The 14,322-nt window shown below is 74.6% G+C and carries 11 protein-coding genes; 6 read left to right on the top strand and 5 right to left on the bottom strand.

Annotated elements, in window-relative coordinates:
• Window positions 1-13: 13 nt before the first annotated feature.
• Window positions 14-1,579 carry a class I adenylate-forming enzyme family protein gene (locus ACPC54_RS08100; protein ID WP_498962494.1) on the top strand — a complete coding sequence of 522 codons (1,566 nt, stop codon included), beginning with the start codon at window positions 14-16 and terminating at the stop codon, window positions 1,577-1,579.
• Window positions 1,580-1,646: 67 nt separating this feature from the next.
• Here the strand turns inward: ACPC54_RS08100 and ACPC54_RS08095 are convergent, their stop codons facing one another.
• The 4 genes from ACPC54_RS08095 to ACPC54_RS08080 all read right to left on the bottom strand — a co-directional run bounded on the left by ACPC54_RS08095 (window position 1,647) and on the right by ACPC54_RS08080 (window position 6,385).
• Window positions 1,647-3,563 (bottom strand): anthranilate synthase family protein, encoded by a 1,917-nt coding sequence (locus tag ACPC54_RS08095; protein ID WP_498962492.1) that lies wholly within the window; start codon window positions 3,561-3,563, stop codon window positions 1,647-1,649.
• A complete protein-coding gene (locus ACPC54_RS08090) occupies window positions 3,560-4,189 on the bottom strand; it encodes an isochorismatase family protein (RefSeq protein WP_498962490.1) in 630 nt (209 codons plus the stop codon). The genes ACPC54_RS08095 and ACPC54_RS08090 overlap by 4 nt, the downstream gene beginning before the upstream one ends.
• 181 nt (window positions 4,190-4,370) lie before the next feature.
• Entirely contained in the window at window positions 4,371-5,141 is a 771-nt protein-coding gene (locus ACPC54_RS08085) for a 2,3-dihydro-2,3-dihydroxybenzoate dehydrogenase (RefSeq protein WP_498962488.1), read from the bottom strand.
• A gap of 71 nt (window positions 5,142-5,212) precedes the next feature.
• The gene (locus tag ACPC54_RS08080; protein ID WP_498962486.1) at window positions 5,213-6,385 is read right to left on the bottom strand and encodes a 3-deoxy-7-phosphoheptulonate synthase; all 1,173 of its coding nucleotides are present in this window, start codon (window positions 6,383-6,385) and stop codon (window positions 5,213-5,215) included.
• 567 nt (window positions 6,386-6,952) lie between these two features.
• Between ACPC54_RS08080 and ACPC54_RS08075 the strand changes: the two genes are divergently transcribed.
• Window positions 6,953-8,866, top strand: a complete 1,914-nt coding sequence (locus tag ACPC54_RS08075) for a helix-turn-helix domain-containing protein (RefSeq protein WP_498962484.1) — start codon at window positions 6,953-6,955, stop codon at window positions 8,864-8,866.
• Between the two features lie 42 nt (window positions 8,867-8,908).
• Here ACPC54_RS08075 and ACPC54_RS08070 read toward each other — a convergent pair whose 3' ends face one another.
• The gene (locus ACPC54_RS08070; RefSeq protein ID WP_498962482.1) at window positions 8,909-10,162 is read right to left on the bottom strand and encodes an IS701 family transposase; all 1,254 of its coding nucleotides are present in this window, start codon (window positions 10,160-10,162) and stop codon (window positions 8,909-8,911) included.
• A 228-nt stretch (window positions 10,163-10,390) separates the two neighbouring features.
• Here ACPC54_RS08070 and ACPC54_RS08065 point away from each other — a divergent pair, with 228 nt between their 5' ends.
• From ACPC54_RS08065 to ACPC54_RS08050, 4 genes are all read left to right on the top strand, one after another.
• Window positions 10,391-11,389: an NADPH:quinone reductase gene (locus ACPC54_RS08065; protein WP_498962480.1), complete on the top strand. Its 999-nt coding sequence runs from the start codon at window positions 10,391-10,393 to the stop codon at window positions 11,387-11,389.
• Between the two features lie 134 nt (window positions 11,390-11,523).
• The gene (locus ACPC54_RS08060; RefSeq protein ID WP_498962478.1) at window positions 11,524-12,015 is read left to right on the top strand and encodes an RrF2 family transcriptional regulator; all 492 of its coding nucleotides are present in this window, start codon (window positions 11,524-11,526) and stop codon (window positions 12,013-12,015) included.
• Between the two features lie 54 nt (window positions 12,016-12,069).
• Entirely contained in the window at window positions 12,070-13,290 is a 1,221-nt protein-coding gene (locus ACPC54_RS08055) for an MFS transporter (RefSeq protein WP_498962476.1), read from the top strand.
• Between the two features lie 258 nt (window positions 13,291-13,548).
• Window positions 13,549-14,322 (top strand): thiamine pyrophosphate-binding protein (locus ACPC54_RS08050; protein WP_498962474.1); only part of this gene is annotated, 774 nt, incomplete at its 3' end.

The raw sequence follows: 14,322 nt of genomic DNA, 5'->3' as shown, positions 1-14,322 counted from the left end.
AGGAAGAGAAAGCATGTTCCTGCAACGCGTCGGCAACCGTGGCATCCGGCTGGGCACGGTCTTCGACCGCGCGGCCGCCCGCCACCCGGCGAACCCGGTCTACCTCGACCACGACCTCGACATCGCCCCCGCACTGGGCCGGCGGATCACCCTGACCGAGATCGCCGACCTGGTCGACGACTTCGCCGCCCGGCTGTGGGCGGCCGACGTCCGACCGGGCGAGCGGGTGGTGATCCACAAGGCGGACGGCTTCGACATCTCGCTGCTCGCGTACAGCGTCGCCCGGGTCGGCGGGGTGCCGGTGCTGCTCTCCCCGAAGCTGGACGGCACCACCGTCGCCCGGCTGCTGGGGCGGCTGTCGCGGCCGACGCTGCTCACCGACGCGGCGAAGCTGGAGAAGGACCTCCCGGGCGAGGTCTTCGAGCTGGCCGAGCGGGTCCTGACGGCCACCGGCGAGTTCCCGGGCGCCACCTCGCTCGCCGCGCTGGCCGGGGCCGAGCGGGTCAGGCCGGTGACCATGCCGCAGGACCAGCCCGCGCTGATCACCCACACCTCGGGCACCACCGGGCTGCCCAAGCTCACCGTCCAGACCGGCATCACCATCCAGGCCCGCTGCCGCCCGCAGTCGGTGTTGCTCGCCCCGGTCGGGCGGCACGAGCCGATCGCCGTGCACGTCTCCTTCGTCCACTCCCGGATGATCAGCGGCGCCGCGCTGTTCGCGCTGCGCGGCCACCCGATGATCATCATGCGCGACGACGAACCGGAGCACGCCGCCGAGCTGTTCGCCCGGATCCCGCCCGGCGTGATCGAGTCCCACCCCAACACGCTGCTCGGCTGGGAGGTCCTGGCCGACCACCCGGCGCAGCCGCTGGCCAAGGTGCGCTGCTTCAGCAACACCTTCGACGCCATCCACCCCCGCACCGTCGACACCCTGCTGGGCGCCTCCCGGCGCAGCCTGCCGTTCTTCGCCCAGACGTACGGGCAGAGCGAGACCGGCGCCATCGCCGCCCGCACCTACACCCGGTACCGGAACACCAACGCCGAGGGCCGCTGCGTCGGCCGCAACTTCCCCGGGATGACCGAGGTCCGGGTGGTCAGCCGGGACGGCCGGCCGGTGACCAAGGACTCCCCCGGGCGGATCGAGGTGCGCACCGGCGGGCAGATCATCGGCTACCACGGCGAACAGGAGCGCTTCGACGCCCAGTTCTCGCCGGACGGCTGGTGGCGGATGGGCGACCTCGGCTACCGGACCAGGTGGGGCTGCCTGCACCTGCTGGACCGCGAGGTCGACGAGATCCCGGGCATCAACAGCACCCTCGACCTGGAGGACAAGCTGTTCACCCGGCTGCCCGAGCTGCTGGAGGTGATCATCGTCCCGGGCGGGGAGCGGGCGCCGATCCCGGTGGTCTGCACCCGGGACGACCGGCCGCTCGACGTCGACCGCTGGAACCGCGCGGTGGTCGGCCTGCCCGCGCTCGCGCCGCCGGTGCAGCGCCGGCTGGACGAGCTGCCGCACACCGCCACCACCAAGGTGAAGCGGCTGGAACTGGCGCGGGAGCTGGCGGCCGAGGGGGCGTGAGCCCGTCCGGCGAACGAAGGCGTGGGCCCCGGGCGGGGTCCACGCCTTCCTGCCGTCGGACGGGGAGCTACCGCGCCAGCGGGACGGCCGCCGCCCGCAGGACGTCGGCGATCAGGCCGCCGGTGATCCGCGGCCCGTCCTGGGTGAGCACCGACTCGGCGTGGAACTGCATCGACGCGAAGTGCGGGCCGCGCAGGGCGTGCACCTCGCCGGTCCGCCGGTCGCGGCTGGCCTCGACGGTGCCGACCCCGGCCACCTCGACGGTGTCCCGCGGGCTGGTCGCGGCGAAGGTGTTGTAGAAGCCGACCCGCTCCCGGGCGCCGAACAGGTCGATCTCGCGCTGCACGCCCTGGTTGGGGACGTCCCGGCGGCGCAGCGGCAGGCCGAGCAGGGTGGACAGCACCTGGTGGCTCAGGCAGACCGCGACGAACGGCAGGCGCCGGGCCAGCAACTCGGCCACCGCGCTGCGCAGATGGGCGATCTTGGGGTGGTCGGCCCGTTGCGGGTCGCCGGGCCCGGGGCCCATCACGACCAGGTCGAAGCCCTCGAAGGCGTACGGCTCGTCGAACCGGCAGATCGTCACCTCCAGGCCGAGCGAGCGCAGTTGGTGGCCGATCATGGCGGTGAAGGTGTCCTCGGCGTCGACCACCAGCACCCGGCGCCCGGCGAGTTCGGCCGGCTCCCGGCCGTCCGGGCTGTCCGGGCCGTCCGCCAGCCAGAAGTCCGCGATGCCGGCGTTGCGGCCCGCCAGGGCGGCCCGGACCTGCGGGTGGTCGGCGAATCCGGGCCGGCCGCCACCCTCCAGCGCGGCGAGCAGGCCGGCCGCCTTGGCCCTGGTCTCGGCGACCTCGGAGGCCGGGTCGGAGTGGCGCACCAGGGTGGCGCCGACGCCGATCCGGATCCGGCCGGCGGCGTCGATGTCGGCGGTGCGGATCAGGATCGCCGAGTCCATCGTGCGGCCGCCGCGCCCGTCCCGTCCGATCAGCGCCGCCACGCCGCTGTAGTAGCCGCGCCCGGCGGGCTCGTAGCGGCGGATGACCCGGGCGGCGCTCTCCAGCGGGCTGCCGGTGACCGTGGGGGCGAACAGCGTCTCGCGCAGGATCTCGCGCGGGTCGCGGTCGGTGCGGCCCTCGATCAGGTACTCGGTGTGCGCGAGCCGGGCCATCTCCTTGAGGTAGGGGCCGACCACCCGGCCGCCGCCCGGGCAGATCCGGGCCATCATCTTGAGCTCCTCGTCGACGACCATGTAGAGCTCGTCGGTCTCCTTGCGGTCGGCGAGGAAGTCCATCACGCCGGTCAGGGTGGGGCCGGAGGCCGGGTAGCGGTAGGTGCCGCTGATCGGGTTCATCACGGCGACGCCGTCGACGAGGCTCAGGTGCCGCTCCGGGCTCGCGCCGACGAAGGTCCGCTCCCCGGTGTGCACCACGAAGGTCCAGTAGGCGCCCGCCTCCCGCTCGGCGAGCCGGCGGAAGAAGGCCAGCGCGGCGGGCACGGTGTAGTCGGTGATCTCGGCCAGGAAGGAGCGGCGGAGGACGAAGTTGGCGCCCTCGCCGCGGCCGATCTCCTCGGCGACGACCCGCCGGACGATCCCGGCGTACTCCTCGTCGTCCAGGTCGAAGCGGGCGCCGGTCAGCTCGGTGGGCCGGTCCGGGATCAGCGCCAGCGCCTCGTCCAGGGCGACGACGGCGTGCTCCGCGACCGTCATGGCGAGCAGCGGGGCGCCGTCGTCCGGGGCCTCGAAGCCGCGCTCGGCGATCTGCCGGTACGGGACCAGCAGCAGCACCTCCGGGCCCGGGCCGCCGGCGGCCTCCGTCAGCGGGACCTCGGCCAGCGTGCGCGCGGCGGCGACCTCGCCGAACAGGACGTCGAGCCTGCCGGGGCCGGTGGTCTCCGGCCGGTGCAGCAGGGCGAAGGCGGGCGGGTGCTCGACCAGCACCCGGCCCAGCAGCGCCCCGGTCGTCCGGTCGGTGGTGCGGTCGGTCATGCGAAGGTCTCCTCGGCGGTGGTCAGCTTCGCGCAGCGCGCGGCGGCGTACTCCAGGGCGAGCCGGTGGTCGGCGGCGGAGAAGTCCGCGACGGCGTCGGCGACCAGGAACGGCTGGATGTCATTGGTGAACGCGTCGACGGCCGTCATCAGCACGCCGACGTGCGCGTACACCCCGCACAGGACCAGCTGGTCGCGGCCCTGTTCGCGCATCCGCTGGAGCAGGTCGGAGCGGAAGAAGGCGCTGTAGCGCCACTTGGTGAGCAGCCAGTCCCCCGGTTGCGGGGCGAGCGGCTCGACCACCTCGCGGTCGGCCGGGTCCACCCGCATGCCGGGGCCCCAGAAGTCCCGCAGCAGGCCGCGCTGTTCGGGGGTCATGCCGCCGGGCTGGGCGGTGTACGCGACGGGCACGCCGAGTTCGGCGGCCCGGCGGCGCAGCAGCGCGGCGTTGCGCAGCAGTTCCCCGCCGGGCGAGGCGTCCGCCGGGAAGGGGCGCAGGAAGTAGCGCTGCATATCGTGCACGAGCAGCACCGCACGGTCCGGGCGGACGGTCCACGACACGGTGTTGTCGGGCAGTTCGCCGGCGGTCGGCATCGGGTACGGCGCGATGGGCGGAATGCCTGCCATGGGGATGGACTCTCCTGGGGAAGGGGGGAGTTGGGGCCGCTGCGGCCGGTGGGGGTCGGCCACAGCGGCCGGACTGACGGGCGGACGGGCGGACGGGCTGACGGGCTGACGGGCTGACGGCAGGGCTCAGGGCGTGTCTTGTGGGTTTTGGCGGACCCGGCAAGGACCCGCAAGACACGCCCTAAGCGCCGAGGCTGGCGCCGCCGTCGACGGTGAGGTCGTGCAGGGTGATGTGGCCGGCCGCGTCGGAGAGCAGGAAGAGCACGGCGGCGGCGATGTCGGCGGGGCGGGCCAGCTTGTTGAGCGGGATGCCGACCCGGAAGGCGTCCGGGCGGCCCTGCAGGGTGTTGCGGGGGCCGGTCTCGTCGTGCCACATCGAGCTGAGCATCGGGGTGTCGGTGGAGCCGGGGGCGACCAGGTTGCAGCGGATGCCGTACCTGGCGACCTCCAGGCCGAGGCTCTTGGTGAACATCGTCGCGGCGGCCTTGGAGGCGGCGTAGGCGGCCATCTCGGTGCGCGGGGTGCTGGCGGCGTTGGAGGCGACGGTGACGACGGCGCCGCGCCGGCGCGGGATCATCCGGTCGACCACCGCCCGGGAGACGTGGAAGACGCCGTTGACGTTGACCGCGAAGGTGGCCGTCCAGTCCTCGACGCTGAAGTCGCGGACCTCGCCCAGCCGCAGGATCCCGGCGGCGTTGACCAGTTGGTCGACCGGGCCGAGTTCGCGCTCCACCCGGTCGACGGCCTGCTCGACGGCCCGGTGGTCGCTGACGTCCACCGGGTACGCCTCGGCCCGCAGGCCGTCCGCGGCGAGGGCGTCGGCCATCGCGCGCAGGCCCTCCTCGTCGCGGTCCAGCGCCGCCACGGTGGTGCCCTGTTCGGCCAGGGCGCGGACCACGGCCGCGCCGATGCCGCCTGCTGCCCCGGTGACCAGGGCGATCGTGTTCGTCACTGCCGGACCTCCCTCGGGGCCGGCGCGCGGCCGGCCCGTCGTTGTCGGTGTGGTGGTGTTCCAGCCGCTGTTCAGTCCTCCCAGGCGGAGACCACGGTGATGGCCTGGCCGGGGTTGAGCCGGGGGTCGCAGAAGCTGGTGTACTTGTCGCCCACCTGCGCCGCCCCGGAGGCGTCGTGGGCGCACTCGGTGACGTCGTCGGGCGTGGTCTCCAGGTGCAGGCCGCCGGCCACGCCGCCCGCGGAGCGGACGGCGTGGCGGAAGGCCCGGACCTCCCGCACGACGGTCTCCACGAACCGGGTCTTCAGCCCGCCGGGCGCGGTCACGGTGTTGCCGTGCATCGGGTCGGTGAGCCAGATGACGGGGTGTCCGGCCAGCCGGGCGGCCCGGACCAGCGGGGGCAGCCGGTCGGCGACCACCTCGGCGCCCATCCGGGCGATCAGGGTCAGCCGGCCCGGTTCGCGGCGCGGGTCGAGCCGCTCGCACAGCGCCAGCAGCTCCTCGGGCGTCATGCCGGGGCCGACCTTGCACGCGACCGGGTTGGCCACCGAGGCGAGCATCGCGACGTGCGCGCCGGCCACGTCGCGGGTGCGCTCGCCGATCCACGGCCAGTGCGTGGAGGTCAGCATGCTCTCGGTGTAGCCGACCTGCCGGATCAGCGGCAGCTCGTAGTCGAGCAGCAGCGCCTCGTGGCTGGTCCAGACCGGCGCGCTGAGCGGCGAGCGGCGGTCCGGGTCCGGCCAGCCGAGGTGGGCCATCGCCTCGGCCGCCGCCCAGTAGCAGTGCAGCAGCCGCTGCGGGTCGGGCCGGCGCAGCTCCGGGTCGGGTTCGGGGCTGTTGACCAGGTGGCCGCGGAACACCGGGATGTCGACGCCGCCGACCCGCTCGGTGTCCTTGGACCGGGGCTTGGCGAACTGGCCCGCCATCCGGCCGACCCGGACCACCGGGCGGTGGGTGGCCATCGTGACGATGCCCGCCAGCACGTCCAGCAGTCCGGCCTTGCGGGCGACGTCCTCCGCGGTGCACTCCGCCGGGTCCTCGGCGCAGTCGCCGATCTGCACCACCTGGGCCCGCCCCGCCGCGACCTCGGCCAGCACGGAGCGCAGCCGCCGCACGTCGGCCGGGCCGACCAGCGGCGGCAGGCCGGCCAACCGGTCCTTGACGTCGGGCAGTTGCTCGTGGTCGCCCCACTCCGGCTGATGGAGTGCGGGCCGGGACAGCAGCGTGGACAGGGCGGTCACCATGGGTGTCTCCCGGGGCGAAGGTGCGGCGGCTCGGCGGCGCGCACGGCGGGCGTCGTGGAGGCTGCGGATGGCGCTGGTCGTGGCGGGCGGCCGGCGGGCCCGCGCGGCCGGGCCCTGTCCGGCGGCGGCCGCCGGCTGCCGGACGGCTGAAGAGCCCTGGAGGCCCGTCCCGATCCTGTGCCGGGGGCTCCCGCCCCGCCAACGCCGGCCGCCGCACTCCGTCAGGTGGGCGGATACTCCATCAGGTGAGGGGAGACTCCGTCAGATGGCCCCGGGGCGCCACCCGGCCCGGCGGGCACGGGGTGGGCGCCTGGGCGGCGCGGTCGGCCTCCCGGTGGCCCGGCCACACCCCGGCGGTGGTCCCGGCACCGTCCGGGTCCCGTCCCGGCCCATCGGCGCGGGCGGCGGGAAGGTGGCCGGGCACCACACCGGAGGGTGCCCAGGTGGGTGGCCTCCACCGTCCGAAGTGTGAAAGCACCCTGACATCCACGCAAAGTGACGTGATAAACACATTATTCGACGGCTACATGCCAACAGGACGCCCCGGTGCACAGGCAGGAATGGGACATGACCGAACAGGAGGCCCGGAAGCGGCCCGACGCACTGACCGTACTGACCCTGCTCGTGGCGGAGGCCCCGGCCGCCCGGATCGAGTCGCTGCCCGCCGAAGCCGCCCGCGAGGGCGCCGAACCGGCCGAGACGGCGGTACTGGAGCAGGCCGTCCGGCTCGGACTCGGCATCTGCGCCCAGCGCCGGGGCCGCCAGCAGCGCGAGGCCGGACTGTCCGCGCTGCTCGACACCGCCCGCGACCTCCTCGTCCCGAACACCCTCGACGAGGTGCTCAAGGTCGTCACCCGCCGCACCCGGCTGCTCCTCGGCGCCGACATGGCCTGCGTCAGCTTCCCCGGGGAGCAGGACGGCCAGTCCTACGTCCGGGCCTCGGACGGCCACACCTCCGCCCTCAACGTCGGCCTCCGGCTGACCGACGGCGCCGGGCTCGGCCACGCCGCCGTCGCCGGCCTGACCCCGATGTGGACCCCGGACTACCTCGTCGACCAGCGGATCCGCCGCACCCACGCGATCGACGAGGTGGTCCGGGCCGAGGCCCTGCGCGCCCTGATGGCCGTCCCGCTGAGCCACGGCCCGGACTCCTTCGGCGCGCTCTACGTCGCCGACCGCAACGTCCGGCACTTCACGCCGGAGGAGATCTCCACGATGAACCTGCTCGGCGAACTCGCCGGGCTGGCCGTCCTGCGCACCCAGCAGCTGGAACAGGCGGCGGCCGCCGCCCGGCACCTGCGCGAGGAGCACGACCGCACCGTCGCCGCCCTCCGCGACCTGCGCGAACAGCGCCGCCTGCAGCACGAGTTGACCGAACGCGCGCTGACCGACAGCGACCTGTACGGGGTCGCCGAGACCGCGAGTCGGCAGCTCGGCGACGGGCTGCGGATCCACGCGGCCGACGGCACCGTCCTGACCAGCGTCGGCCGGCTGCCCGAGACGGCCTCCGCCGCCGCGGACGCGCAGGCCGCCGGCCGCCCGGTGGACACCGCCGACGGCCTGCGGGCCGTCCCGGTCACCGCCGGCGGCGAGGTGCTCGGCACGCTGGTCTGCCGGCCCGGACCGGACGCCCCGGCCGACCCCGACGACCTGCTGCGACTCACCGCCCAGGCCGTGGCGGTGCAGCTGCTGCGCACCGGCGACGCCACCGTCACCCAGGGCCGCGCCCACGACGAGCTGCTGGAGGACCTGCTCTCCGGCACCAAGCGCCCGCCGCAGCAACTGGAGGAACGCGCCCGCCGGTTGGGCGTCGACCTGACGGCGCCGCACGTCGTGGTGGTCGCCCGCCCCGACACCCGCGCGGTCGGCCGGGCCTGCGCCCTGCTGATGGCCCTGGCCCCGCGGCTGAAGGGCCTGCGGGTCGCCCACGACGGCAACGTCGTCCTGCTGCTGCCCGGCACCGACGCCGGCGCCGCCGCCCGGACCGTCCTGAACGAACTCGCCCCGCTGCTCAGCGAACCCGTCACGGTCGCCGGGGCCGGGCCGGTCACGGACGCCGCCGCGGTGTTCCACTGCCACCGGGAGGCCCTGCGCTGCCTCGACGCGATGATCGCGCTCGGCAGCACCGGCTGCTCGGCCTCCCCCGGGGAGCTGGGCTTCCTCGGCGTCCTGCTCGCGGGGAACCGGGACGTCCGCCCCTTCGTGGACTCGGTGATCGGCCCGGTGCTCGACTACGACCGGCAGCGGTTCACCGACCTCGGCCGCACCCTGGACGCCTACTTCGAGACCGGCGGCAGCCCGACCCGGGCCGCCCAGAAGCTGCACGTCCACCCGAACACCGTCGCCCGCCGATTGGAGCGGATCGGCGAACTGCTCGGCCCGAACTGGCAGGACCCGGGCCAGGCGCTCGAAGTCCAGCTCGCCCTGCGGCTCTCCCGCGTCCGCGACCTGCTCACCCAGGACGGCCCGCAGCCGGGGTAGCCGGGGCCGTCCCGCGGCGGGGAGCCGAGGACGGCCCCGGGCTCAGCCGACCCGGCGCGGGGAGCGGCCGCCACCGTGGGCGAGGGCCGCGACCACGTGGGCGGCCGAGGCCAGCGTGACGTGGCGGTGCCAGCCGTTGAAGGAGCGGCCGGTGTAGTCGCGGATGCCGGTGCGGTCGGCGATCTCGTGGAAGTCCCGCTCGACCCGGCCGGTCAGCAGACTCAGCCGGAACAGCTGGGCGGGCGGGACGTCCGGCACGTCGGCCAGCCACAGTTCCTGCGGCCAGCGCCGGCCGGGCGTGCCCGCACCGAGCAGCAGCAGGTCGCCGTCCGCACCGCCCGGGCGCCCCGGCGAGCGCAGGGTGCGGGCCGCCCCGGGCGCCGTCCGGACCCGTACGGCGCCGACCAGGGCGGTGTGCGGCGCGCCCTCCGGCCCGTGGTCCGTCCAGGTCACCACCCGGCGGCGGTCCCGGCACGCCCCGATGATCCGGTGAGCCGGCAGCGCCTCCGCGCCGTGCCCGGTCGGCCCGCCCTCGGCCGGGCAGAGCGGCAGCGTGCTGTTGATCCGCACGACGAACGGCACCCCCGCCGCCCGCAGCCGCCGCACCGCCTTCATGCCGTCCAGCTCGCGCGCGTCCATCACCACCGGCAGGGTGGGCAGGCTCCAGGACCGGGTCAGTTCGAGCACCGCCTCGACCGCGCAGTCGCCCAGGGTCCGGGTGGTCACGCTCGCCGGAATGGACGCCTGGCTGCGCCGGGGGACGTCGTCCAGCCACGCCCGGGACAGGTGCAGCCGCCAGTTGACCGGCATGCTCGCCTCCTCGGAGGCCGACCAGACACCCACCGCCTGCTGGGCGTTGAGCACCTGGCCGAGCGAGGAGATGAACCGGCGGTCCACGCCCACCGAGTGCTCCCCCGCCTTCGGGATGACGGTCTGCTGCACCACCCACGCCTGCGGCGGAGCGACGGCCGTCACGTAGTGCGCCAGCGCCGCGCGGACCGGGTCCCAGTCCCAGGTGGAGCTGCTGATGAAGTGGTGCAGGTTCTGTTCGGTGGCCTGACCGCCGATCAGCCGCGCGATGTTGCGCACCGACTTGCGGCCCTGCGCGCCCAGCAGTCCGCGCAGGTACTCCACGCCCTTGCGGCGCTGGTCCGACCGGGGCAGCGAGGCGAACAGCTCGGCACACAGCTCGGCGAGGACGATGTCGTGGGAGCTGCCGAGCACCGGCGCGCGCCCTGGCGCTCTCGAATCGATCATGTGCAGGTCAAAGTCGCGCACCAGGACCAACCTCCGCATGGCAGCCGTCTCCTCCGATGGTTCGACGGTAAGCGGACGTTCCGCACCCGGCCCAGGTGCACCGGCCACACGACTGCGGTCCAGACCTATGGCGGGACCACCGGACAGGCCGCCTGAACAGGAGGAACCACCGCCGGCCCGACCCGCACACGCCCGGGCCGGGCGAGTTGACGGACAATCACCTTCCCCCGCGCACCCCCGCGCGGCCCGGTGGAAGACTCTCCGATCATGCGAGCAGCCTTCATCGAGACCCTCGGCCCGCCCGAGAACATCCGGTACGGCGACCTGCCCACCCCCCGGCCGGGCCCGACCGACGTCCTGGTCGACGTCACCGCCACCACCGTCAACCCGGTCGACACCTTCGTCCGCTCCGGCCTCTTCCGCACCCCCCTCCCGTTCCCGTTCGTGGTCGGCCGCGACCTCGTCGGCACCGTCGCCGAGACCGGGCCGGGCACCGCGGGCTTCGCCGTCGGCGACCGGGTCTGGACCAACAGCATGGGCCACGGCGGCCGCCAGGGCGCCGCCGCCGAACAGGCCGTCGTCGCCGCCGACCGCCTCTACCACCTCCCGCCGGGCGTCCGCCCCGAGGAGGCCGTCGCCGTCGTCCACCCGGCCGCGACCGCCTACCTCGGACTGTTCACGCACGGCCGCCTGCGGGCCGGCGAGACCGTCCTGGTGGCCGGCGCCGCCGGAAACGTCGGCTCCGCGCTGGTCACCCTCGCCGTCGACGCCGGGGCCCGGGTGGTCGCCACCGCCTCCGCCCGCGACCTCGACCACTGCCGCGCACTGGGCGCGGCCGAGGCGCTGGACTACCGCGACCCGGAGCTCGCCGAGCACCTCGCCCGGGCCTGCCCGGGCGGCGTCGACCTCCACCTCGACACCTCCGGCGAGAACGACCTGACCGCCGCCGTCGACCTGCTCGCCCCGCGCGGACGCCTCGTCCTGCTGGCCGGCGCCCGTTCGCGGCCGGTCCTCCCGGTCGGGCCGCTGTACATGAAGGACTGCTCGATCGCCGGCTTCGTGATCTCCCACGCCACGGGCGCCGAACTGGCCGAGGCCGCCGCCACCCTCAACCGCCTGCTCGCGGCCGGACGGCTGCGACCCCGGGCCGTCGAGACCCTTCCGCTGAGCGCCGCCGCCGAGGTCCACGGGCGCATGGAACGCGGCGAGCTGCACGGCACCCGGGTCGTCCTCAGGCCCGGCACGGAAGCCCAGGGCGTGTCTTAGGGCCCGCCGCCGTCCCGTTGTACCTGACGGTCCGGCAGAACCACAACGCCCTTGTCTAGCCGCGACTTGACATACTTTCGGCCGATCCCCGGTCCGACCTGCGCGACCGAACCAGGATGTGTATCGTCCTGGTTATGCGGATGGGCGAAGGAGTCGAGTGGGGCCTCCACTGCTGCCTCACGCTGGCCTGGCTCGACCCCGAGCAACCGGTGCCGACGGCCCGGCTGGCCGCCTGGTTCGACCTGCCGCCGGCCTACCTGACCAAACGCCTCCAAGCGCTGGTCCGGGCCGGCATCCTGTGCTCCACCCCCGGCATCAAGGGCGGCTTCCGGCTGGCCCGGCCGCCGGAGCGGATCACGCTGATGGACGTGGTCACCGCCATCGAGGGCCCCGAGGACGCCTTCCGCTGCACCGAGATCCGCCAGCGCGCCGAAGGCGGCGGAGCCCCCGAACAGGAGTTCCGCAGCCCCTGCGGGATCGCCGCCGCGATGCGCCGGGCCGAACTGGCCTGGCGCCGCGAACTCGCCGGGCAGACGGTGGCCGACCTGATGGCCTCCGCCCCCGGCGGCGCCGCCGCCCGGACCAGGCGCCACTACGCCCGCATGACCGGCTGCCCCCGCTCGTAACCCCCGACCGAACCGCAACTCGTAACCCCCAACCGAACTGCAAGGAGATTCCGGATGTCCAGTGTCTCGGTTCCGACCGACCGGAAGGCCGCGGCCGAACCCGGCACACCACCCCAGGGCGGCCTCTCGTCGACCCTCGTCCTCGCCCTGGGCACCTTCGCGGTCGGTACCGACGCCTTCGTGGTGGCCGGATTCCTGCCGTCCATGGCCAAGGACCTCCACGTCTCCTCGGCCACCGCCGGCCAGTCGATCACCGTCTTCGCCGCCGCCTACGCGATCCTCTCCCCCGTCCTCGCCACCCTGCTCGCCCGGCTGCCCCGCCGCACCCTGCTGATCGGCGCGCTCTTCACCCTCGGCATCGCCAACCTCGGCTCCGCACTGGCCCCCAACATGGCCGTGCTGATCATCAGCCGGATCCTCGCCGCCGCCGGCGCCGCCTCCTACACCCCCAACGCCGGAGCCGTCAGCGCCTCCCTCGTCCGGCCCGAACTGCGGGCCCGCGCCCTCGCGGTGGTCATCGGCGGCCTCACCATCGCCACCGCGCTCGGCGTGCCGCTCGGCAACGCCGCCAGCCACTGGTTCGGCTGGCGGACCGCGCTCGGCATCGTCGCCGGGCTCTGCCTGTTCGTCGCGGTCATACTCCGCATGATCATGCCGCCGCTCCCCGGCGCCGCCCGGGTGCCGCTGCGCACCCGCATGGCCGTGCTGCGCCGCCCGGCCGTCCTCACCGTCCTGCCGCTCACCGTGCTCGGCATGTGCGCCACCTACGTCCCGTACGCCTACGCCGTGCCGATGCTGGACGCCGTCCAGATCCCCGAGAGCGGCGTGCTGTGGATGCTCTTCCTGTACGGCATCGGCGCGGTGATCGGCAACCTCGCCGCCGGACACGCCACCGACCGCTGGGGCTCCACCAACGTGCTGATCGCCAGCTGCACCGTGATGGCGATCGCGCTCGGCTCGCTCGCCTGGCTGGCCTCCACCGACGCCGACGTCAAGCCGCTGGTCGGCCTGCTGTGCATGCTCTGGGGCGGCAGCAGCTGGGCCCAGACGCCGCCGCAGCAGCACCGGCTGATCGAGGTCGCCCCGCAGGAGGCGCCGCTGGTGATCTCGCTCAACTCCTCCGGCATCTACCTCGGCATCGGCCTCGGCAGCGTCATCGGCGGTGCCGCCCTCGGCGCCGGCGCCACGACCGTGTACGGCCTGGCCTCCGGCATCGGCGCCCTGGCCCTGGTCTTCCTGCTGGTCACCCGGCGCGCGTCCGCGCGGCAGGGCTGACCCGGCGGATTCCTCCGCGGTGGTCGGACAACGCCCCTCCGGCCACCGCTTCCTGACGGTGCGGCGTCGCGCCCAGCGCTGAGTCACCCCTCGGCCTGCGACGACCGACGACCGGCGCGGAGAGAGACCCTGCTGCCCCGGTTTCCCGACACGACGTCCACGGCCGACCGAGCCGCCGCCCACCGCGGCGGCCCCGGCCGTGGACACCTCCCGGTCCCCACGGGACCAACTCGTCGACGAAACCGAGAGGTTGTCAGCATGTCCCAGCTCAGCACGTTCACCGCGCCCGCCCCGGCGGCCGGGGCCGTTCCGCCGGAGAGCGGCGCCCCCGCCGCCGAGGCCGCTGCCCCGGCGGCCGGGGCCGTTCCCGCGCCGACCGGGGTGACCGGGGCCGAGGCGTTGATCCGCGCCCTCGAAGAGGTCGGCGTGGACACCGTCTTCGGCATCCCGGGCGGGGCCATCCTTCCCGCGTACGACCCGCTGATGGACTCCGTCAAGGTCCGCCACATCCTGGTCCGGCACGAGCAGGGCGCGGGCCACGCCGCCACCGGCTACGCCCAGGCCACCGGCCGGGTCGGGGTCTGCATGGCCACCTCCGGCCCCGGCGCGACCAACCTGGTCACCCCGATCGCCGACGCGTACATGGACTCCGTGCCGATCGTCGCCATCACCGGCCAGGTGCCGTCGTCCATGATCGGGTCGGACGCCTTCCAGGAGGCGGACATCTGCGGCATCACGATGCCGATCACCAAGCACAACTACCTGGTCACCGACCCCGACGAGATCCCGCAGGTGATCGCCGAGGCCTTCCACATCGCCGCCACCGGCCGCCCCGGCCCGGTCCTGGTCGACATCGCCAAGGACGCCCTGCAGGGCCGGACGACGTACCGGCACCCCGCCCCCGCAACCGTCCCCGGGTACCGTCCGGTGACCAAGGCGCACGCCAAGCAGATCCGCGAGGCCGCGAAGATGCTGGTCGCCGCGAAGCGCCCGGTGCTCTACGTCGGCGGCGGCGTGATCAAGGCCCGGGCC

This window comes from Kitasatospora sp. NPDC094028 (assembly GCF_049543595.1).
GTDB lineage: Bacteria > Actinomycetota > Actinomycetes > Streptomycetales > Streptomycetaceae > Kitasatospora.
The sequence above is the reverse complement of the archived record's forward strand: the minus strand, read 5'-3'. Positions and strand labels throughout refer to the sequence as shown.

Excerpts from the sequence above, each read along its gene's own strand:
- ACPC54_RS08100 (WP_498962494.1), top strand. The coding sequence starts at position 14 with ATGTTCCTGCAACGCGTCGGCAACCGTGGCATCCGGCTGGGCACGGTC.
- ACPC54_RS08095 (WP_498962492.1), bottom strand. The coding sequence starts at position 3,563 with ATGACCGACCGCACCACCGACCGGACGACCGGGGCGCTGCTGGGCCGG.
- ACPC54_RS08090 (WP_498962490.1), bottom strand. The coding sequence starts at position 4,189 with ATGGCAGGCATTCCGCCCATCGCGCCGTACCCGATGCCGACCGCCGGC.
- ACPC54_RS08080 (WP_498962486.1), bottom strand. The coding sequence starts at position 6,385 with ATGGTGACCGCCCTGTCCACGCTGCTGTCCCGGCCCGCACTCCATCAG.
- ACPC54_RS08075 (WP_498962484.1), top strand. The coding sequence starts at position 6,953 with ATGACCGAACAGGAGGCCCGGAAGCGGCCCGACGCACTGACCGTACTG.
- ACPC54_RS08070 (WP_498962482.1), bottom strand. The coding sequence starts at position 10,162 with ATGCGGAGGTTGGTCCTGGTGCGCGACTTTGACCTGCACATGATCGAT.
- ACPC54_RS08065 (WP_498962480.1), top strand. The coding sequence starts at position 10,391 with ATGCGAGCAGCCTTCATCGAGACCCTCGGCCCGCCCGAGAACATCCGG.
- ACPC54_RS08060 (WP_498962478.1), top strand. The coding sequence starts at position 11,524 with ATGCGGATGGGCGAAGGAGTCGAGTGGGGCCTCCACTGCTGCCTCACG.
- ACPC54_RS08055 (WP_498962476.1), top strand. The coding sequence starts at position 12,070 with ATGTCCAGTGTCTCGGTTCCGACCGACCGGAAGGCCGCGGCCGAACCC.